Here is a 20,621-nt window from a genome sequence, read left to right on the forward strand (position 1 = left end):
CGTCGGGCTCGGGTCACTGTCAGGCGAAGGCCTCGGCGACCTGGGCTTCGAGCTTTGCGACGAGGCCGGAGTCGGTGGGCATGCCGCACACCGCGAGCCAGTTCGCCAACATGCGGTGCCCACCCTCGGTGAGGATCGACTCCGGGTGGAACTGAACCCCGTGAATCGGCAGTTCCGTGTGCCTCATTGCCATCACCAGACCCGATTCGGTACGGCCGATGATCTCGAGTTCTGCCGGGATGGTGTCTTCCCGGACAGTGAGTGAGTGGTACCGGGTGGCGGTGAAGGGGTCACTCATTCCGTCGAGAACTCCGACGCCCGAATGATGCACCAGACTGGTTTTCCCGTGCAGCAGTTCCGGGGCCTTTTCGACGGTGGCACCGAACACGGCTCCGATGGCCTGATGTCCGAGACATACTCCCAGCAACGGCGTTCTGGCGCGGGCGGCAGCGGACACCAGATCCATCGTGGCGCCGGCGCGCTGCGGTGTGCCCGGGCCGGGGCTGAGCAGAATGCCGTCGAATCGCTCCGCGACCGCGTCGCGATCGGTGAGACGGTCGTCGTCGTTGCGCCATACCTCGACATCGACGTTCAGCTGGCCCAGGTACTGGACGAGGTTGAAAACGAAGCTGTCGTAGTTGTCGACGACGAGAATGCGCATGTCGACAGAGTACTCAGCGTGGCTGCGCATACCGCATGCGCACCGACTCGGTGTAGGCCGGTACCGAAATGTCGTCGGAGGTCGCCACGTCGTAGCGCAGGCCGTAGCGCAGCGCGTACTGCTGGTACAACTGCACGCCGGGCTCGTTCTGCAACGCAGCTCGCAGTCGATCCTGGTCGCCGATCGCCGACATCACGTACGGCGGACTGTACGTGCGGCCGCCCAGCAGCAAGGTGTTGCCGATGCACCGCGGAGCCGACGAGGCCACCATTCGCTGATCCTGCATCGCGATCGCCGACGCTCCGCCGGCCCACAATGCGTTGAGCACGCTCTGCACGTCGACCTGGTGGACCACCAGATCGTCGGGCGACGCGTCCGACGCGTATGCACCGTCCGGACCCCGTGGAGCGTCCGCCATCGTCACGGTCAGGCCGGCACCCGATGCGGCCTCGCGGCCCGCCGCGTCGGCGAGAGTGTCGATACGGGCCAACGCGTCGGCGACGCCGGTATCGCGCGAAGCGGTCCGCTGCTGAATGGCGTCGACCTGCTCTTCGAGCGAATCGCGGCTGCGTCGCGCATCGTCGCTGCTGCTCCGAGCAGCGTCGACGAGGTCGGCGAGTCGGGTGGTGTCCCCGCTGCGCAGTTCGGTGCCGTCGGAGATATTTCTGGTGGTACCGAGCAAGAGGCCGACGACCGCGCACACCGCGACCACCAGAATCCACCAGCGGGTGTCGGTACGGCTAGATCGTCGTGTCACGGGTGCTCGCAATTTGTCCGGTGGGTCGGTGCTTGGCTCACCTGGGTTAGCGTGTACAGCAACCGGGTCGGTGACTGACAGAGTCCTCGAGGAGACAATAGCCTGGGGATGCCCGACACCCACCGATCCACAGGTCCCGTCGTCAGTTGTCCACAGGCCGGCCGCATGGCCGACAGCCGTCAAGAACGCGAAGAGGAAGCAATGCCGAAGTCGAAGGTACGGAAGAAGAACGACTACACGATCAACCCGGCGAACCGCACGCCGGTGAAGGTCAACGCCGGACCGTCACCGGTCTGGTACGTGGCCCTCATGCTGGGATTCATGGTGGTAGGCCTGCTGTGGCTCATCGTCTACTACCTCGCTGCCGACGACATCGCGTTCATTGGAAACCTCGGGGCGTACAACTTCCTGATCGGCTTCGGATTCATGGTCGTCGGACTCGTCATGACCATGCGGTGGCGCTGACAGCCGAGCGAGTTACACCGATGTCATTCATCCCCAATGTGGATAAACCCTGTGGATAACTTTTCGAGCAATCCACAGGGTGTGTACGAAGCGCGGTGGGCGACGCCCGTCGCCGCCATCGCAGCCCTGGTGGTAGGCGGTATCGCCCTCGCACTCGGTGCTGTGCTGTCCTCCACCGACGCCGCCGGAACATTCCTCGTCGGACTGGCAGCCGTCGGAATGTGGGTGATCGCAGCCCTCGCCGCCGCACAGCGCCCCCGACTGGCCATCACCCGAGACGGATCGCTGACGATGAAACGCCTCGGCGGCATCCGCACCTACACCCGCGCCGACATCGTGCGCGTGAAAATCGTGCGCTACCCACGCCTCGGCCGACGAGTCCCCATGCTCGAACTCGACATCCACCCACCCGGCGAAGACGACGACCGGCTGATCATCTTCGGCAGATGGGACCTCGGCACCGACCCCCGAGATGTGTTCGACGCCCTCGACCTACACGGTCTGGTGCCCCACAACTCCTGAAAACCGCGCACCCCGGGGTACTCGATGTGACGTTCAGTGGCCTTTTCGGGGGTCAATGGCACATTCAGTGGACTCTGGCCAGCACGCAGTGCACTCTGAGCAGCAAGGCAGCGGACTCCGGAGCCGGGGTCACTCGATGTGACGTTCAGTGGCCTTTTCGGGGGTCAATGTCACATCCAGTGGACTCTGGGCAGCAGGCAGCGGAATCGGAGCAGCAAGCGGTCGCTTCCAGGCAGTGGATCGTTAGATCCCCATCTGCGCGCGCAGGTCGAGGACACGCACAGCGATGATGCCCAGCGACACTAGACCGACGGCGATGACCGACAGCCATGCCAATGGCATGCCGACAGCGGTGCGCTGCTGACCCGTGCCACGGGTTCGGTTGGACAGGAACACCAGACCGGCGGTGGCGGCGGCACCGGCCACGAGTCCGCCCATGTGTCCCCACAGCGAGATGCTGGGGATTGAGACGCTGATGAAGATGTTCACCGCGATGACGATGAGGATGGGTGCCGGGCTGCGCTTGAGCCTCAGCAAAATGACGGCTTGTGCGCCCAGGAGGCCGAAGACAGCACCCGAAGCGCCGACTGTGAGAGCGAGCGGGTTCTCCAGCAGCATCACCGACGCGCTGCCGCCGAGGAGAGAGAGGAAGTAGACGGCCAGGTAGCGGGTTCGGCCGAGCACCAATTCGACGTCGCGGCCGATGATGTAGAGCGCGAACATGTTGACCAGAAGGTGGATCGGTCCGTAGTGGACGAAGCCGCTGCCGATCAGCCGAAACACGTCGCCGTCGGAGACGAGCAGACTGTTGAGGGCCCAAGTGCGGGCGAGTTCGGATCCGGAGGTGTTGTTCATCGGATCGCCGGACTGAGCCACCGTGATGGCATAGACGATCACATTGATCGCGATCAGGGCGTAGGTCAGCGGCGTCTTCGCGGATCGTGCCATGGGTGCACCAGCAACGGTCTGCGCAGTGCGGACGTTCTTGTTGCCCTCACGCACACAATCGACGCAGTGCTGTCCGACGGCAGCTGCCTGCAGGCACTGCGGGCAGGCCGGCCGGCCGCAGCGTGAGCAGGCCAGACCTGTGGGGCGATCGGGATGTCGGACGCACACCGACTGGGGCGGGTCGGGTTGGTCGCCGTACGCGCCACCCCAGCCGGGGTTCGTCATCAGGAATCTTTCTGTGGAGCTCGATCAGGCAATCGTGACGCTGTTGATGACGACCTCGTCGACCGGACGATCGCCGCGGCCGACCTGCGTGCTCGAAATGGCGTCGACGACCTTCTTGGACGCGTCGTCCGTGACCTCGCCGAAGATGGTGTGCTTGCGGTTGAGGTGCGGGGTCTTGCCGGTCGTGATGAAGAACTGCGAGCCATTGGTTCCGGGGCCTGCGTTGGCCATGGCCAGCAGATACGGGCGGTCGAAGGACAGTTCCGGGTGGAACTCGTCCTCGAACTTGTAGCCCGGTCCGCCGGTGCCGGTTCCGGTCGGGTCGCCGCCCTGGATCATGAAGCCGTCGATGACGCGGTGGAAGACAGCGCCGTCGTAGAACGGTCCGGTCTTGGCACCCGACGCGTTCTGCGTCGTGTATTCCTTCGACCCGTCCGCGAGACCGACGAAGTTCGCCACGGTCTTGGGGGCGTGATTGCCGAGCAGTTCGATGACGATGTCGCCGCGGTTGGTGTGCAGCGTGGCCGTTTGGGTCTTGTTTGGTGAAGTCACACTCACCATCGTGCCATCCCGGGCGGCCGGGTAGTGCAGAGGCGGTGTATCGAGAGGATCGATCGAGGCCTGGTTGTGGAACAGTGAGGGTATGACGAGCACAACGAAGACCGAGCGGGTTGACACGACCACCGGCAAAGCGGCGTCGACGCTGCTCGGTGCTGCATCCGCCGCGAGCAAGGGACCTGCCGGCGTGGGTCTGTTGCTCGCCAAGCGAGGCTACGGTCTGGCGCGCAAGCAGGCCGCGCGGCGTCGGGCGATGACCGCGGAGCGGATCGCCGAGTCGAATCGCGCCAGGACGCTGGTCACGGCTCCATCAGGATCACGCAGGACACGCCGAATTTTCGTGTTCGGCGCTGCCGCCGCCGTCGTGGGAGGTGCGCTGTTCTACCTCGGCCGTCGCCGCAACGAGGTACCGCCGCCTGCCGACGCTCCCCCGAGTCTGGCCGACTACGACGGTTCGTCATAGATACAAGATCTTCTGCAGGAGGTCGAACAGGGCCGGCCTGGATTCGACCAGGGCGTCCGCGCTGCGGTCGGCAATCACCAGAGCGGCGTTGTGTCGACTGGTCGACCCCTCGGCGAAGTAGTCGCTGTGACCGATCGATCCGCTGCGCCCCTCGGATTCCTCGGTCGACAGCTGCGTGACGCCGTCCAGCGTGCCTGGATCACGGCTGAAAGATCCGAGATCGGCGACGACATCCCAGTCTGCTTCGGCCGAGAACACATGGCCGTCGGGTAGCCGCAGATCTGTGACGGTGTGAGTACCGAGCCCCGGGGATCCGAGCGCCACGAAGTCGTCCACCCCGGTCCCGTCCCGCAGCGCCGAGGCTGCCGTGAGCGAACCGTACGAGTGGGCGAGCACCGACAGGTGCGGATCGCCCGCGCGCGCAGCGTCGAGGCCGTTCAGGAACGAACCGAGCCGATCGGCGCCCTCCCTCGCAGCCTGGCTGGACACGACGGTTCGATCCGGATCGAGCAGGCTCCACCCGAGTTGAGGGGCCTGGTAGTTCATCCACGTCACGGCCGCCACGCTGTCACCTGCTCCATTCGAAAGCAGCTGCTGTGCAGACGTTCTCAATCCATCGATGTCGTTGTCATACCCCTCCATTGCACCATGCACGGTGGAACCCAGCCCGGGTACGAAGACAGCCACATGAGTCGCTGTGTCGACATCGCCCACCGCCACCGCAGCCGTGGTCTCCTCGTAGGAGGAATTGTCCAACACGAGAAGTTGCCGATTCCCCTGAGCCAATATCGACTCGATGGCGTCGAGCGAGTCGAGCCGCTTCCGAGTTTGCTCCAGCCCAGCATCGGCGTCACTGAAAATTCCGCCGAAGATGTTGTCGTCCAACTCTTTCCGCAACTCTGCTTCGACGATGAGAAGGCGAACGCGCTCGTCGGCCAGAACACGTCGGTTGGCACTGTCTCGCACCCGCCCCGGCAGGCCGTCGAGATTGCCGATGAGCGCAGGCTGCTCGACCATCAGACGAGTGCGTGCAGCAGGTGAAAGCCCTCTCCAAAACGCCGAATTGGCAGCGGGCGCGGCACCGGGAACGACCGAGTTCGCCACTGCACTCGCGACGGGCGTTTCGGACGCTCCCCCGGAGAGGCGTCGAGCAAGGGCTTCGTCGAAAGCCGTGGCCGTGCGGACCAATTGGTATATACGCGCAGCCAACTCCTCTCGGAGACGACGCCGATCTCGTATCGTCGACCACACCTGCGAGAGCGCAACCGAGTACGACGCAACCGTATCCACCACCGAACCGTCGGGTGCAATGACGAACCGGGCGTCCACTGCCTCCTGCTCCGCTGCCCGGAGAGCTGCAACGAGGCTCCCCATGTCGATCGAGGCGCTGCCGATGCAAATTCCGATTCGAAGCAGTTCACCGGAGGAATCGCCCAGATCGGACCGGGCGGCCGTCATGGTTTCTCGCGCAGCGTCAGCGGCAGGACCCGTCCATCGCTCTCCGAATACTGCGTCGGTGAACGACGCCTCGGTCAACGACGACTGCACCAGTGTCAATTCGCGCCATTGCCGCAGCAAACCGTCGGAAGCAGCGACCAGGTCATCGCTGCTCCATGACCTGAACTCGTCGAGTGTGACCATGGTGAATCCCCCGCAGCGTCGTCGTATTCGACGAGTCAACGCGAAGGACAAGGCTCGCCGGGAAATCTATCCCCAGCCTGTGGATGAAATCTGGGGATTGATCGAGCGATCGGCCGGACGCTACTGCGCGATTCTGCGAACCGGCCGGCTGTCGCCGTCTCTTGGCTCAGTCGGACGACCGGTCCGAGGTGGCCTGCTTCGCTTCGCCCGGTAGAGGTCCGCGTCGGCCGCCCGGTAGATCTCGGCCCAGCGACGACCCGCAGGCATGCATGCCAGGCCGACGCTCCACTCCGCTTGATGAGCGCGGCGCAGTCGGTCGATGATCTGCAGGGCCTCTTTCTCCAGAACTCCGGGCATGAACAACACGAACTCGTCCCCGCCGAGACGGCCCAGAACATCACGTTTCGTCAGCTGCTCCTTCCACGCTTTCGAAACCCGGGTCAGCAGAACGTCACCGGCGATGTGGCCGTACTCGTCGTTGATCTCCTTGAAGTTGTCCAGATCGAGCACCGCCAGGCTGACCGACAGTCCCCGGGCAGTGCATGCCGGAAGAATTTTTTCGACCTTGGACTCGAACCCGAAGCGGTTGAGGAGTCCGGTCAACGCGTCGTGCGTCGAAAAATACCGCATTCGACGTGCGAAGACGCCGAACACTTCGGTCGCACCGACAATTCCGAGAGCGACGAGAATGTACGTGATGAACGGTGTCCCGTACGGCGCGATCGCGGCCCCGATCACCGCGGAAACAGCGAGTACCGCAACCCAGATACCGGCGTTCCGTTCGGACCAGAAGGCACCGATATGCATGCCGAGGAACATCGCGGCCTGCACACAGATCAGGAAGGCCGGCATGGTGTCGCTGCTGCCCAATGCGCAGGCGAGCCCCGCCACCGACAGCGCGGTCGCGCAGCCGACCGCTCGTTTGGGGCTCGGTGCGCCCGCCCTGATCAGAACAGCGATTGCCGCCGGCCCCAGAACCAGTGCCAGCGCCGCCAGAGCCTGCCTTCCGCCGGACAGATTCGACCACGATGCGACAGCGCTCGCTGCGTACAGAACGGTGGTGACAGCCGCGAACACTGCGAGCATGCGGCCGGATTCGTCGAACCTCGGCCTGCTCACCAATCGAAGCCGGCCGCGTCGAGCGCTACCTGACAGTGCTCGAGGCAACGCACATCGAACCGGACCACATCACTCACCTGATACCCCCCAGGCAACATCGGCCCTCCCCACGCACTACGGCCATCGCCTCACATGACCCAACGATGCCCGGACTCTAACACCTTCGAGCCGGGACCACGACTCTATGCAGGGAAGACGCAGCAGGTCAGGACGCCTTCTCGGCGCGCGCAGCCTCTCGTGCGAGCAGTCGATCCCGCGACTCCTCGAATTTGGTCGCCTTGGACTCCAAGTCTTCGACGAACGCAGCCAGGCGATCACGATCCCGCTCACCCTCACCGGTGAAGTCGTTCCGCTCGAACACATTCCACTTACGCAGCACCGGCAGCAGCACCTCGTCCAAATGCTGCCGCAGGTCGTAGATGCCGTTCTTGGCCAGAATCATGGCGTTCTTGCGAAAATTCGGCATGTTCAGGCCGGGCATCTGAAAGTCCGTCGCGACATCGGCGATAGCACGAACCATCTGGTCGGGTACCAGGTCCAACGACGCCTCACCGAGGTTGCGGTAGAAGATCATGTGCAGGTTCTCGTCCGCAGCGACTCGTGCCAACATTCGGTCCGCCACCGGATCCCCACACGCCAACCCCGTATTGCGGTGCGACACTCGAGTGGCCAACTCCTGGAAAGTCACATATGCGACCGAGTGGAGGAAGTTCGCCCCGTCCATCGGCGCATCCACCCCCACCGTCATGTGGTGCATGCGGGCCCGCTCCAACTCCACCGGGTCGACGGCCCGTGTCACGACCAAGTAGTCACGCATCACGATTCCGTGGCGGTTCTCCTCCGCCGTCCAACGACCAACCCATGTGCCCCAGGCACCGTCCAACGAGAAGTTGTCCGCCAGCCCGCGGTGATACGACGGCAGATTGTCCTCGGTGAGGAGATTGGTGATCATCGCCGTGCGAGCCAACTCCGACAACGACGACTGCTCGAGCGACCAGTCATCCCCGCCCATCGCCGCGAAGTTTCGGCCCAGATCCCACGGAACGTAATCATGTGGATGCCATTCCTTTGCCATCGACAAATGTCGATTCAGGTTGGCTTCCAAGGTGCCGTCGAGTTCGGTCAACAGCTCTTCATGATCGAGAACACGCGTCATCTGCGGGGCTCCTCCAAACATCGTGGTGCCCGAACCGCCACTCGATTCGAGACACTGGCGAACGCACTTCGCCGCGGTCCGACGACGGCACACCCCCCTGCGGTGCGCCGTCGCGGCCGTACACGCCGGCCTGAAACCGGCGGTCTTGCACCCCGACAACGCTAGGGACCACGCCGCCGATGCGATACAGATCGGCCGAGTGTCTGGACATATGGGCGCCGATGACTGGCACCACTTGGGTGCGGTCACAACCTCGCACTCGACCCGATTCGGGATCCTCGGCACTCGATGTGACGTTCGGTGGCCTTTTGGGGGGTCGATGTCACATCGAGTGGACTCACGGTGCCGCACTGGGTGCGGACACGAAAAAGGACGCCCACGAAGTGGACGTCCTTTTGGAAGTGGAGCCTAGGAGATTCGAACTCCTGACATCTGCCTTGCAAAGGCAGCGCTCTACCAACTGAGCTAAGGCCCCGGGCGTTGCGGTTGAACGTGCACGAACACTACACGTCCGTTCCGAGCGATTGTCACTCGGTGGAGATACTGTGCCAGACACCGTCCGAGCTGCGGGCGGACCGCAACTTCGATACTGTCAGCACCGCTATCACTACCGACGCGACCAGAAGAAGGATTTTCACGTCCTGCCTCTTTTCGTTCGTTCGGTGTGGGCCTAGGAGGACTTGAACCTCCGACCTCTTCCTTATCAGGGAAGCGCTCTAACCGCCTGAGCTATAGGCCCTCATCACTGCTTCGGTCCGAGAATTTTCTCTCCTCGAACCGAGGGATGAGATTACCGTATCGGGTCGCTGTCTTCCAAAACGGCCCGATACGGCCACTCGTCGTGCAGGTCAGTCGCGGTCTGCCAGTGTCACTTCGACACCACCGACCAGGTCCGACGACAGGTTGTAGATGAACGCCCCGATGGTGGTGAGGGCGGTGAACAATACGACATTGATCACACCGATCACTGCTGCGTAGCCGAAGACCTGACCGGCGCTGACGAGCCCGCCGTCACCGGACTCGTTGACGATCTCGGTGAACGCACTGTTGAGACGCTCCCACACGCCCATACCGTCGAGCACGGCGTACAGCAGACCGACGGCGACCATCCATACGAAGAACAACGAGACCGCGATGACGAGAGCGATCTTCAGTGTCGACCACGGATCGATCTTGCGAATCTGGATGGTCGCGCGCAGTGGGTTGCCGTCCGCACTGGGCACGGCCGTGATGGCGGAGGGCGCAGCGCGGTCGGCCTGGGCCGGCTCGGGATGCCGGACGGCGGACAGATCCGGCATGTCCTTGGCCAGATCCTTGCGCTCGATGTGACGGGTGGGTCCGTCGATGCCCGCTGCTTTCGATCGGGCAGTCTCGCGTCGTTCGGTCTTGTCGTCGGTCGACTCACGCTGGACCGGCTCGGCGGCCGTTCGGGCGGATCGATCGAACTCGGCATTTGCAGGAAGGGCCGAGCCGAGACCGGACAGGTTGGTCTGCGGCTGGTTCTGCGGTTGCTGACGGTCATCCGATGCCGGACGCTGACCGGCCCCACGCTGCCACGGCGGCGTTCCTGAACCACCCTGCGAACCGTCGACGTCCTGAGCAGGCATTGCCCGAGTTTCCGGGGCAGCCTGCGCTGAACCGCGAGACGCGCCGGGCTCCTCGGGTGCCTGTGACGACTCGGTGGGTGCCGGGCCTCGCGGCGGAGCCGGGCGAGAAGACGGTGGCCCTGCGGGTGCCTGTCGTTGCGGGGGTTGACCGTTCGTGGGTCGTCCGCCGTTTGCCTGGCCGGAACCAGCCTGATTCGAGCCGACCTGACCGGAACCGCCCTGACCGGAACCGGGCTGGCCCGCACTGGGCTGAGACTGCGGAGCCTGACCCGGGCGAGATGACGGTGGTCCCTGAGGCGGCGGTCCCTGAGGCGCGCCGGCCTGTGATGGACCTCCCTGCGGCGCGGGTGGGCGCTGCGGGGGCGGGCCCTGCGTCGGGCGGGCCGGGCCGTTCGGAGCACCCTGTGCCGGGCGGGCCGGCGGGCGTGATGTTCCCTGCGGAGCCGGGCCACGGCCGGCAGCGGGTGCCGGACGATTGGCAGGCTGCGGTCGGCTACCCGGACGAGCACCTTCCGGCGGGGCTGGGCGCGCGGGCTGCTCGGCCCGCGGTGCCTCCCGGCCGTCCGGTGCGCCACTGGGGCCGGGCCTGCTACCAGGCCGGTTGGGAGTGCTCACTTACGACTCCTTCGCTGCATCGTCATCGGTGCCCACGGCATCCGGTTCGATCTCGTCGGCGTTGCGCGCGATCGCGAGCAGTGTGTCGCCTTCACCGAGATTCATCAACCGCACGCCCTTGGTCTGTCGGCCGGCTTTCCGAACCTGCTTGGCTGCGGTTCGGATTACGCCACCACTGGACGTGATGGCGTACAGCTCGTCCTCGTCGTCGACGATGAGAGCTCCCACCAGCGTGCCACGCTTGGGGTCGTACTGGATTGTCAGTACGCCCTTTCCGCCGCGGCCCTGCTGCGGGTAGTCCTCCATCGCGGTGCGCTTGGCATAGCCGCCCGATGTCGCTACCAGCAAGAACTTGCCCTCGGCGACGACGTTCAAGGACAGGAGCTGGTCCTCGCCGTTGAAGCGCATGCCCTGTACACCGGACGTCGCGCGGCCCATGGGCCGGAGCACCTCGTCGGTGGCGGAGAACCGGATGGACTGGCCGAGTGCGGACACCAGCAGCAGATCGTCTTCGTTGCTGCACAGCACTGCACCGACCAGTTCGTCGTCACCGCGCAGGTTGACGGCCACGATGCCGCCGCTGCGGTTGGAGTCGAAGTCGGTCAGGCGAGATTTCTTGACCAGACCGCCCTTCGTGGCCAGCACCAGGTAGGGAGCATCCTCGTAGGTCTTGATCTGAATGACCTGCGCGATGCGCTCGTCGGGCTGGAACGCGAGCAGATTGGCGACGTGCTGGCCCCGGGCCGTGCGGTTGGCCTCGGGTAGCTCGTATGCCTTGGCCCGGTAGACGCGACCCTTGGTGGTGAAGAACAGGATCCAGTCGTGCGTCGAGCAGACGAAGAACTTGCTGACGATGTCGTCCTGCTTCAGCCCGGCACCCATCACACCCTTGCCGCCACGCTTCTGCGAGCGGTAGAGGTCGGTCCTGGTGCGCTTGGCATATCCGGTCTCGGTGATCGTGACGACCACGTTCTCCCGGGCGATCAGATCCTCGTCGTTGACGTCACCGTCAGCGGCGATGATCCGGGTACGACGGTCGTCGCCGAACTTCTCGACGATCTCGGCGAGCTCGTCGCGGACGATCTGACGCTGACGCTCCGGCTTGGCCAGGATGTCCTGCAGGTCGGCGATGGTGCGTTCGAGTTCGGCCAACTCGTCGATGATCTTCTGACGCTCGAGGGCTGCGAGACGCCGCAGCTGCATGTCGAGGATGGCCTGCGCCTGGATCTCGTCGATGTCGAGCAGGTCGATCAAGCCCTGCTTGGCCAGATCGACCGTCTGCGATGCACGGATGAGGGCGATGACCTCGTCAAGCGCGTCGAGTGCCTTGACCAGTCCGCGCAGAATGTGCGCGCGCTCCTCGGCTCTGCGCAGGCGGTACCGAGTGCGACGCACGATCACGTCGAGTTGGTGAGTGACGTAGAAGCGGATCATCTGGTCGAGCCGCAGGGTGCGCGGGACGCCGTCGACGATCGAGAGCATGTTGGCACCGAAGCTGGTCTGCAGCTGCGAGTGCTTGTAGAGGTTGTTGAGCACGACCTTCGCGACGGCGTCGCGCTTGATTGTCACGACGATGCGCATGCCGACGCGGTCGGAGGACTCGTCGTCGATCTTGGAGATACCGGACAGCTTGCCGTCGCGAACCTGCTCGGCGATCGAGGTGATCAGGTTGTCGGGGTTCACCTGGTACGGCAGCTCGGTGATGACGATCGTGGTGCGGCCGTTGGCGTCTTCCTCGATCTCGACGACGCCGCGCATGCGGATGGAGCCGCGGCCGGTCGAGTACGCATCCTGAATGCCCTGGCCGCCGACGATGAGGCCGTGCGTCGGGAAGTCGGGACCCTTCACGCGTTCCATGCAGGCCGCGAGAGTGGCTTCCTCGTCCGCCTCGAAGTTGTCGAGGGCCCAGAACACCGCATCGCCGAGCTCACGCAGATTGTGCGGCGGGATGTTGGTGGCCATTCCGACGGCGATGCCGTTGGAGCCGTTCATCAACAGGTTCGGCACTCGTGACGGAAGTACCGTCGGCTCTTGGGTTTTGCCGTCGTAATTGGGAATGAAGTCGACGGTTTCCTCGTCGATGTCGCGCAGCATCTCCATGGCGAGCGGGGTCAGGCGCGCTTCGGTGTAACGCATGGCGGCGGCACCGTCGTTGCCGCGCGAGCCGAAGTTGCCCTGGCCGTCGACCAGTGGGTAGCGCATCGACCACGGCTGAGCCAGACGCACGAGTGCGTCGTAGATCGAGGTGTCGCCGTGGGGATGGTAGTTACCCATCGTTTCGGCAACGGGACGTGCGGATTTCACGTAGCTACGGTCTGGGCGGAAGCCCGAGTCGTACATCGCGTAGAGCACACGTCGGTGCACCGGCTTGAGGCCGTCGCGTACCTCGGGAAGCGCGCGGCCGACAATGACGCTCATGGCGTAGTCGATGTAGCTGCGCTGCATTTCCTGCTGGATGTCGACCGGATCGATCCGGTCGCCGCCCTCGGCGTTGGTGGTCGAACCCGGCGGGGGTCCGACCGGCGGTTCGGTGATATCAGACATGGGAGATCTCCTCGAAAACGGTCGTCGGACGCACCGGAACCTTGTGCGGTGCGTCCGAGAAACGACTAAACGTCAAGAAAGCGAACATCTTTCGCGTTACGGGCGATGAAGCTGCGGCGTGCGGACACGTCCTCGCCCATCAGGACGCTGAACAGTTCGTCTGCTGCGGCAGCGTCGTCGAGGGTGACCAGACGCAGCACTCGTACGGCCGGGTCCATCGTGGTCTCCCACAGTTCCTTGGCGTTCATCTCGCCGAGACCCTTGTATCGCTGGACGCCGTCCTCGACGTTGATCTTGCGCTTGTTCGCGAGGCCGGCTTCGAGCAGTCCGTCGCGCTCACGATCGGAGTAGGCGAAGTCCGGTTCGCCGCGACTCCACTTGAGCTTGTACAGCGGCGGCATGGCGAGATACACGTGGCCGTTCTCGATCAGCGGACGCATGAACCGGAAGAGCAACGTCATCAGCAGCGTCGAGATGTGCTGACCGTCCACGTCGGCGTCGGCCATCAACACGATCTTGTGATAGCGCAGTTTGCTGATGTCGAACTCGTCGTGGATACCGGTGCCGAAAGCGGTGATGATTGCCTGGACTTCGTTGTTCTTCAGGACTCGGTCGATACGCGCCTTCTCGACGTTGATGATCTTTCCGCGCAGCGGAAGGATCGCCTGGAACATCGAATCTCGACCCGATTTGGCCGAGCCGCCGGCGGAATCGCCCTCCACGATGTAGATCTCGGACTTGCTCGGATCGTTCGATCGGCAGTCGGCGAGCTTGCCGGGAAGTCCGCCGATGTCGGTTGCGCTCTTGCGGCGCACCATCTCTCGCGCCTTGCGCGCGGCCATGCGGGCTTGCGCGGACGACACGGCCTTGTTGATGATCGTCTTGGCATCGGCCGGGTTCGACTCGAACCAGTGCGAGAGATGCTCGTTGCAGGCCTTGAGGACGAACGATCTGATCTCGGTGTTACCGAGCTTGGTCTTGGTCTGGCCCTCGAATTGCGGCTCACCGACTCGGACCGAGATGACGGCGGCGAGGCCCTCACGGATGTCGTCGCCGGTCAGCTTGACGTCCTTCTCCTTGACCAGCTTCTTCTCGATCGCGTACTTGTTCACCGTCGACGTCAGAGCGGTACGGAAACCCTCTTCGTGGGTGCCGCCCTCGTGCGTGTTGATGGTGTTGGCGAAGGTGTGCACCGATTCGGAATACCCGGCGTTCCACTGCATCGCGATCTCGACCTCGTGACCCTCACCCTTACCGGTGAAGCCCACGACCGAGTTGTGGATCGCGGTCTTGGTGCGGTTGATGTGCTTGACGAAGTCCACCAGACCGTCGGGGTAGTGGTACGTGCGCTTGCGAACCTTGGCCGGTTTCGCAGCTGCGGCGTCGGCCTGTTCTTCCTCGGCCGTCTTAGGCGCCTCGGCGGTCTCGCCCAGCTCTTCCTCGGTGGCGTCCGTCGCAGCTACTCGCTCGTCGGTGAAGTTGATGGTCAGTCCCTTGTTGAGGAACGCCATCTCCTGCAGCCGGCGGTGCACGGTCTCGAAGCTGTAGTCGAGGGTTTCGAAGATCTTTCCGTCCGCCCAGAAGCGGACGGTGGTACCGGTCTCGTCGGTGTCGCCGACCGTCTTCAGCGGACTCGGCTTGGCGTAGTCGTACGTCTGCTCGTAGCGGTGACCGTCACGCGCGATCTGCAGTTCGACCTTCGTCGACAACGCGTTGACCACCGAGATGCCGACGCCGTGGAGGCCACCGGATACGGCGTACGAGTCGGAGTCGAACTTGCCACCGGCGTGCAGCTGGGTCATGACGACCTCGACGGTGGGGACACCGGAGGAGTGCATGGCGACGGGGATACCGCGGCCGTCGTCCTTGACCTCGACGCTGCCGTCGACGTGAATGGTGACGTCGACGGTGGAGGCGTACCCGGCCATGGCCTCGTCGACGGAGTTGTCGACGACCTCCCAGATCAGGTGGTGCAGGCCTCGCTCACCGGTGGAACCGATGTACATACCGGGCCTCTTACGAACTGCTTCCAGTCCTTCGAGGACCGTGATGGAGGAAGCGCCGTAATCGTTGCTGTTCTCACTGTTACCTGACTTCTGGGCAGCCACGGTTAGCTGGTTCTCCTTCTACGCGTCCACTACCCCGCTCACACCTTCCTCAGGTGCTACCGCAGGGTCGGCACGGTCGTCTCGACCGCACTCGTTCCATGCGTTTGTTCCGGGCTTGATGTCGTACCGGTCCATAGTACTGGTTGGTTGCGACAGCATGGGCACGATGACACCCCTAAAAGGCCCCTGATTGCTTCACAGGCGCATTTTCTCGGTGTCGGACGACAAAGATGAAGGGTGAAACGCTGACCGGATCAGAGATCGAGAACGATCCTCTTTCCGTCGGAGCGCGACACACAGATCAGCATCTCGTTGCGCTGCTCCTCGGCCGTGAGCCGATTCTCTCGGTGTTGCGGCGTTCCGCTGAGCACTCGCACGCGGCACGTACCGCAGAAGCCCTGCTGGCACGAGTACGCGACATCCGGCCTGATGCGTCGAATGGCATGCAGCGCAGTCTCTTCCGCACCGACCGATAGAATCTCGCCGGAATCGACGAGCTGCACCTCGAATTCCGTCCCGTTCTTCACCGGCGGCGGCGAGAAGCGCTCGAAGTGAAGATGGGTTGCCGGGAGGGCATCGAACGACGCGCGTACGAGGTCGATCATCGGCGGCGGACCGCAGACGTACACCGATCCTCCGGGTGCCGTCGATCCCAACAGATCCATGCTCGACGGCATGCCGTCCACGTCGTCGGTGCGCACGGTGACGCGGGCGGGATCCCAGCTCGAGATCTCGTCGAGGAACGGCATCGACTCACGTGAGCGACCGCAATAGACCAGATACCAGTCCATCCCGAGGTCGCGTGCGCGACGCACCATCGAAATGATCGCGGTGATGCCTATCCCACCGGCTACGAACACTGCGTGTTCGGACGGGACGAACGGGAATCCGTTGCGCGGTCCTCTGATGGACACCGGCGTGCCCACCCTCAGAGCGTGCATCTCCGGTGATCCACCGCCACCTCCCGGCACCAGTCGTACTGCGATCGAATACGTATCGTCGCTCGTTGGACCACACAGCGAATACTGACGACGACGGCCGGAGGGCAGGTAGAAGTCGAGGTGCATTCCCGGTGCCCACGCCGGTAGAGCGGACCCGTCGGCTGCAGCGAAGGTCAGCTGCACCACCTGTTCGTCGACACACAACACATCACGAGAGGTCAGAATCAATTCTCGGGTTCGCGCGACGGGAGGTGCCGCGAACGAGGCGTCGTACTCGTCGTTGTCGAGTAGGGCGAACCACTTGTCGAGCGCATCGGTGACCAGAGATACCGTCTGGTCCGGCTCGTCACGTCCGTACAGATTCTGCGGGATGGAACGACCGACTCGAAACGAGTCCACCTTCTGAGCCATTGCGCCGAGCTTGCTCCGCAACGTGCGTTTGGTCATCGATCAGCGGACCGCGCCGCCGGAGAGGTAGCGAGGTACTGCACGGCCTGGGCCGTCGAGCCCTCCTGAGAGGGATGATAGGTGCTCTTGAAGTACCGCAACGATGCCTTCACCATCGACATCGGCGTCGGAAACAGGCCTGCCTTGGCCACTCGCCGGAATTCTCGGAACGACGGTGTTCGCTCCTTCGGCGGCAGATGCGCCAGCGTCGGATCCTGACTCATCAGGTAACGAACGCCGCGCGTCCAGAACCACACCAGCGTGGGTGCGATGACGATATAGGTACGAATGCGCCGAGCCGGTCGAACATCGAAGTAGCGCATCACTTCGTAGGCAACCGAACGATGCTCGACTTCCTCGGCACCGTGCCAGCGCAACAGGTCCAACATGATCGGATCGACGTCGGCCTCGTCGAGTTCTTTTGCGTTGAGAACCCAATCCCCGAGAAAAGCGGTCAGATGCTCGGCTGCCGCGATCAACGCCAGGCGTTCCACGAGACTGTTCTGACCGTGGCCCGAACGGTTCCCCAGCGCGCGTCCGAACAGGAATTTCATCTGATCGACGTACGGATCGACATCGATGCCGTGTGTACGAAGCTGATCGTGAACGTCGGTGTGAGCCTGCGCGTGCATGGCTTCCTGGCCGATGAAGCCGATGACGTCGTCCCGCAACTGGTCGTCGTGGATCAGCGGCAGCGCCTCCTTGAACGTGCGCACGAACCACTCCTCGCCCTCGGGGAGAAGCAGGTGCATCACATTGATCAAGTGCGTAGCGAGTGGGTTGCCGTCCATATAGTGCAGCGGCAGCGTGTTCCAGTCGAACTCGACGTTGCGAGCATGGAGAACCACTCGATCTTCGGGGGTTCCGTCGACGTCGACTGCCGGCGGCGACGCCTTCTTCGTAGGTGCAGACACAACTTCTCCTCGTCCGAAGGCCGCATGAAACAGTGTTCGGTCCCCCGACCGTTGCGTGTCTCGAATCACGCTACGCATAGCGGCCGTCTCACAGCAACACTGCATGCAACATCTGTTGAGGATCACCTGGACCAGCACCGATGGTAACGAGACTTTGGGACCGATCACTAACCGTACGTGTCGCGAGGGCCTCGGCCGCGGATGTGACGTTCTCCTTTGCGCCAGCTCTGGGTCGTCGGACCGGTGATACGGAGGGACGTCACCACACCGTGGCCCACCGCGGCAGCGATCTTCGCCAGAATCTGCGACTGCATCAAACGAAGCTGCGTGGCCCATGCCGTCGATTCGGCAGAGATACTGAGCACCCCGTCCTTGAGACCGGTGGGATCGGCATGCGCCGAAATGTCCTCACCCACGACACTGGCCCACCTACCCAGCACAGCACCCTCGGACACTTTTGCCGACCAACCACGCTTCGAGGCGATGGAATTGGCGAGCGCCCCGAAAGCTTGGGGATCCCGATCGTCGGGCCCTGCTCCCGACCACCCCCGTCGTCGACGCCCCCGAAGCGCACGGACGCCACCAGTCGGAGACGACCGTCCTTGCCCCACCGACTTGCCACTGGCCTTCGCCGCGGCTCGCGCGTCCTCGAGAGCGCGACGCGCAAGATCGACGCCTTTCAATTCCGGCTGCTCGCCGGACACGGGTGGATTCGCGTCGTCACTCATGAGACCTCGTTCCCCAAGGCAGACAGATCGGTGATGGTTGAAATCCGTCCCGCTGCACCGGATTCCGAGTTCTGTTTCGCCTCCACTCCGTAGCGACGAGCGTCGAGCTCGGGTGGAACGTCCTCCGGTACGGCGGCCGTGATCAGCACCTGCTCGGCCCCGGCAGCCACGGTGGCCAGCGCAGCGCGCCTCTTTCGGTCGAGTTCGGCGAAGACGTCGTCGAGCATGAGCACGGGATCGGTGCCGTCCTCGCGCAACAGATCGAACGAACCCAGCCTCAACGACAATGCGTACGACCATGATTCACCGTGACTGGCGAAGCCTTTGGTCGGTCGATCACCGAGCATCAACTCGAGATCGTCCCGATGTGGACCGACCAGGCACACGCCGCGTTCGATCTCTCGTTGTCTCATCACCGAGAGTTGGTGCAGGAACGCAGCTTCCAACACATCGACGTCGTCGGGTTCCGGGGCCCGCCCGGCGTCGGAGAATTCCGGTGGCAGCGCGTCGGCGAGACTACAGCGATACGCGAGGTCGGCCGAGCGAGATTCCGGGGCGATGGAACTGTAGGCCTGTTGCACGAACGGCTTCAATTCGTGGACCAGACCTATTCTGGCAGCCAGTAGTCGTGCGCCGTGTGCGGCCAGGTGTCCGTCCCAGACATCGAGCGTGGCCAGAGCGCTTGCGCCGTCGTTCGAGGACGTTCCCCGGCGCAACGATCCGCCGGCCGTCTTGAGCAACGCGGATCGCTGACGCAGGACCTTGTCGTAATCGGCACGGACAGAGGCCATTCGAGGAATCCGACTGGTGAGCAGTTCGTCCAGGTATCGTCGTCGCTCGCCGGGATCCCCACGCACCAGCGACAGATCTTCGGGAGCGAACAGAACACTCTGAAGCACGCCCAGAATTTCGCGCGGGCGTCTCAACGGCGAGCGGTTCATCCGTGCCTTGTTGGCCTTGCCCTCGATCAGCTCCACATCGATGATCAGCTCGCGGCCACGATTGACCACGGCGCTTCCTACCAACGCCGTGGAAGCACCCGCCCTGATCATCGGCGAGTCCGTCGAGACGCGATGCGAGGACAGTGTGGACAGATAGTTGAGCGACTCGAGCAAGTTGGTCTTGCCGTGCCCGTTCGGTCCCACGAACACCGTCGATCCCGGTCCCAGGTCGACCGTCACGTCGTCCCAGGACCGGAAATCGTGTAACTGCAGAGAGCGAACGAACACTTACTCGTTGTGTTTCGGCGCCGGTGCGCGGAGAGTCTCGTCGGCGTCCGCCTTCTTGACCGCGTGCCCACCGAATTGATTTCGTAGAGCTGAGACCGCCTTCATGGCAGGCGAATCCTCTTGCCGCGACGCAAATCTCGCAAACAACGCAGCAGAGATCACCGGAGCGGGTACTGCATGGCGAATGGCTTCCTCGACGGTCCAACGACCCTCACCGGAATCTTCGGTGTACCCGGAGATCTCACTGAACTCGGGATCCTGACCGAGCGCCTCGACCAACAGATCGAGCAACCACGATCGCACGACGGTGCCTTTGCTCCACGCCCGAAGCACACCCTGCACATCCTGCACGAGCTCCTCGGCTTCGAGGATTTCGTAACCCTCGGCGTACGCCTGCATCAACCCGTACTCGATACCGTTGTGCACCATCTTCGAGTAGTGACCGGCACCGACCGGCCCGGCGTGCACGAATCCGTCTGCCCGTTCACCTTCCGGACGCAGAGCGTCGAAGATCGGCATCGCACGGGCGACGTGGTCTTCCTGGCCGCCGACCATCAGGCCGTAGCCGTTCTTCAGACCCCAGACACCACCGGAGACACCGGCGTCGATGTATCCGATTCCCTTGGCATCCAACAACTCTGCGTTCGGCTTGTCATCGGTGAATCGTGAGTTACCGCCATCGATCACCAGATCGCCCGGCTCGAGGACCTCTGCCAGGCCGGTGATGGTGTCGCGGGTGATCTGCCCGGACGGAACCATCACCCACACCACCCTCGGCGCCGTCAACGTCTCGGCCAAACCGGCCAGCGAGGGAGTATCGGTCACCTCCGGCCGCGGGTCGTAACCGATGACCTCGTGACCGTGCTCGCGCAACCTCGCGCGCATGTTGAAGCCCATTTTTCCGAGACCGACCAAGCCCAGTTGCATGATGACGCATCCTTGTCTGTGTCAGGTGCGGAGATTTCCCGCAGGT

Annotated in this window: 18 protein-coding genes and 2 tRNA genes; 3 read left to right on the forward strand and 17 right to left on the reverse strand. The window is 63.7% G+C overall.

The features are described 5' to 3' along the window. Positions 1 to 19: 19 nt before the first annotated feature. Both ACIGGF_RS06385 and ACIGGF_RS06390 read right to left on the reverse strand, forming a co-directional pair. Positions 20 to 661, reverse strand: coding sequence for an aminodeoxychorismate/anthranilate synthase component II (locus ACIGGF_RS06385; protein ID WP_397520549.1), 642 nt, complete (start codon positions 659 to 661; stop codon positions 20 to 22). A gap of 13 nt (positions 662 to 674) precedes the next feature. Beyond that, positions 675 to 1,418 carry a DUF881 domain-containing protein gene (locus ACIGGF_RS06390; RefSeq protein ID WP_397520550.1) on the reverse strand — a complete coding sequence of 248 codons (744 nt, stop codon included), beginning with the start codon at positions 1,416 to 1,418 and terminating at the stop codon, positions 675 to 677. A 201-nt stretch (positions 1,419 to 1,619) separates the two neighbouring features. Here ACIGGF_RS06390 and crgA point away from each other — a divergent pair, with 201 nt between their 5' ends. Together crgA and ACIGGF_RS06400 are read left to right on the forward strand one after the other, a co-directional pair. Continuing rightward, on the forward strand, positions 1,620 to 1,883 hold the full coding sequence (gene crgA, locus ACIGGF_RS06395; RefSeq protein ID WP_397520551.1) for a cell division protein CrgA: 264 nt from the start codon (positions 1,620 to 1,622) through the stop codon (positions 1,881 to 1,883). Positions 1,884 to 1,919: 36 nt separating this feature from the next. Beyond that, positions 1,920 to 2,405, forward strand: a complete 486-nt coding sequence (locus ACIGGF_RS06400) for a PH domain-containing protein (protein WP_397520552.1) — start codon at positions 1,920 to 1,922, stop codon at positions 2,403 to 2,405. Positions 2,406 to 2,648: 243 nt separating this feature from the next. Here the strand turns inward: ACIGGF_RS06400 and ACIGGF_RS06405 are convergent, their stop codons facing one another. Next, complete coding sequence (locus ACIGGF_RS06405) at positions 2,649 to 3,578, reverse strand: rhomboid family intramembrane serine protease (protein WP_397520553.1); 930 nt, start codon at positions 3,576 to 3,578, stop codon at positions 2,649 to 2,651. Between the two features lie 24 nt (positions 3,579 to 3,602). Next, the gene (locus tag ACIGGF_RS06410) at positions 3,603 to 4,139 is read right to left on the reverse strand and encodes a peptidylprolyl isomerase (RefSeq protein WP_397520554.1); all 537 of its coding nucleotides are present in this window, start codon (positions 4,137 to 4,139) and stop codon (positions 3,603 to 3,605) included. Positions 4,140 to 4,221: 82 nt separating this feature from the next. On the opposite strand from ACIGGF_RS06410, the gene ACIGGF_RS06415 reads away from it, so the two are divergent. Further along, a complete protein-coding gene (locus ACIGGF_RS06415; protein ID WP_397520555.1) occupies positions 4,222 to 4,599 on the forward strand; it encodes a hypothetical protein in 378 nt (125 codons plus the stop codon). On the opposite strand, the gene ACIGGF_RS06420 is transcribed toward ACIGGF_RS06415, so the two are convergent. The 13 genes from ACIGGF_RS06420 to gnd all read right to left on the reverse strand — a co-directional run bounded on the left by ACIGGF_RS06420 (position 4,594) and on the right by gnd (position 20,575). Further along, a complete protein-coding gene (locus tag ACIGGF_RS06420; protein WP_397520556.1) occupies positions 4,594 to 6,240 on the reverse strand; it encodes an alpha/beta hydrolase in 1,647 nt (548 codons plus the stop codon). The genes ACIGGF_RS06415 and ACIGGF_RS06420 overlap by 6 nt on opposite strands. Before the next feature lie 120 nt (positions 6,241 to 6,360). After that, positions 6,361 to 7,359, reverse strand: a complete 999-nt coding sequence (locus ACIGGF_RS06425) for a diguanylate cyclase (RefSeq protein WP_397520557.1) — start codon at positions 7,357 to 7,359, stop codon at positions 6,361 to 6,363. 205 nt (positions 7,360 to 7,564) lie between these two features. Next, positions 7,565 to 8,515 carry an acyl-ACP desaturase gene (locus tag ACIGGF_RS06430; protein WP_397520558.1) on the reverse strand — a complete coding sequence of 317 codons (951 nt, stop codon included), beginning with the start codon at positions 8,513 to 8,515 and terminating at the stop codon, positions 7,565 to 7,567. A 402-nt stretch (positions 8,516 to 8,917) separates the two neighbouring features. After that, positions 8,918 to 8,990, reverse strand: a tRNA-Ala gene (locus ACIGGF_RS06435). Positions 8,991 to 9,180: 190 nt separating this feature from the next. After that, positions 9,181 to 9,254, reverse strand: a tRNA-Ile gene (locus tag ACIGGF_RS06440). Positions 9,255 to 9,363: 109 nt separating this feature from the next. Beyond that, positions 9,364 to 10,122, reverse strand: coding sequence for a DUF3566 domain-containing protein (locus tag ACIGGF_RS06445; RefSeq protein ID WP_397520559.1), 759 nt, complete (start codon positions 10,120 to 10,122; stop codon positions 9,364 to 9,366). 615 nt (positions 10,123 to 10,737) lie between these two features. After that, positions 10,738 to 13,281 carry a DNA gyrase subunit A gene (gene gyrA / locus ACIGGF_RS06450; protein ID WP_397520560.1) on the reverse strand — a complete coding sequence of 848 codons (2,544 nt, stop codon included), beginning with the start codon at positions 13,279 to 13,281 and terminating at the stop codon, positions 10,738 to 10,740. Between the two features lie 65 nt (positions 13,282 to 13,346). Next, the gene (gene gyrB / locus ACIGGF_RS06455) at positions 13,347 to 15,389 is read right to left on the reverse strand and encodes a DNA topoisomerase (ATP-hydrolyzing) subunit B (protein WP_397520561.1); all 2,043 of its coding nucleotides are present in this window, start codon (positions 15,387 to 15,389) and stop codon (positions 13,347 to 13,349) included. 254 nt (positions 15,390 to 15,643) lie between these two features. After that, positions 15,644 to 16,741, reverse strand: coding sequence for a PDR/VanB family oxidoreductase (locus tag ACIGGF_RS06460; protein ID WP_397520706.1), 1,098 nt, complete (start codon positions 16,739 to 16,741; stop codon positions 15,644 to 15,646). Between the two features lie 32 nt (positions 16,742 to 16,773). Beyond that, the gene (locus ACIGGF_RS06465; RefSeq protein ID WP_397520562.1) at positions 16,774 to 17,691 is read right to left on the reverse strand and encodes a metal-dependent hydrolase; all 918 of its coding nucleotides are present in this window, start codon (positions 17,689 to 17,691) and stop codon (positions 16,774 to 16,776) included. A gap of 167 nt (positions 17,692 to 17,858) precedes the next feature. Next, a complete protein-coding gene (locus tag ACIGGF_RS06470; protein ID WP_397520563.1) occupies positions 17,859 to 18,419 on the reverse strand; it encodes a DUF721 family protein in 561 nt (186 codons plus the stop codon). Then, complete coding sequence (gene recF, locus ACIGGF_RS06475; RefSeq protein WP_397520564.1) at positions 18,416 to 19,648, reverse strand: DNA replication/repair protein RecF; 1,233 nt, start codon at positions 19,646 to 19,648, stop codon at positions 18,416 to 18,418. Before recF ends, ACIGGF_RS06470 begins: the two co-directional genes overlap by 4 nt. Continuing rightward, positions 19,649 to 20,575 carry a phosphogluconate dehydrogenase (NAD(+)-dependent, decarboxylating) gene (gene gnd, locus ACIGGF_RS06480; protein WP_397520565.1) on the reverse strand — a complete coding sequence of 309 codons (927 nt, stop codon included), beginning with the start codon at positions 20,573 to 20,575 and terminating at the stop codon, positions 19,649 to 19,651. Positions 20,576 to 20,621 lie beyond the last annotated feature (46 nt).

Origin of the sequence: Rhodococcus sp. NPDC078407, from assembly GCF_044542515.1 — a bacterium.
Lineage (GTDB): Bacteria > Actinomycetota > Actinomycetes > Mycobacteriales > Mycobacteriaceae > Rhodococcoides.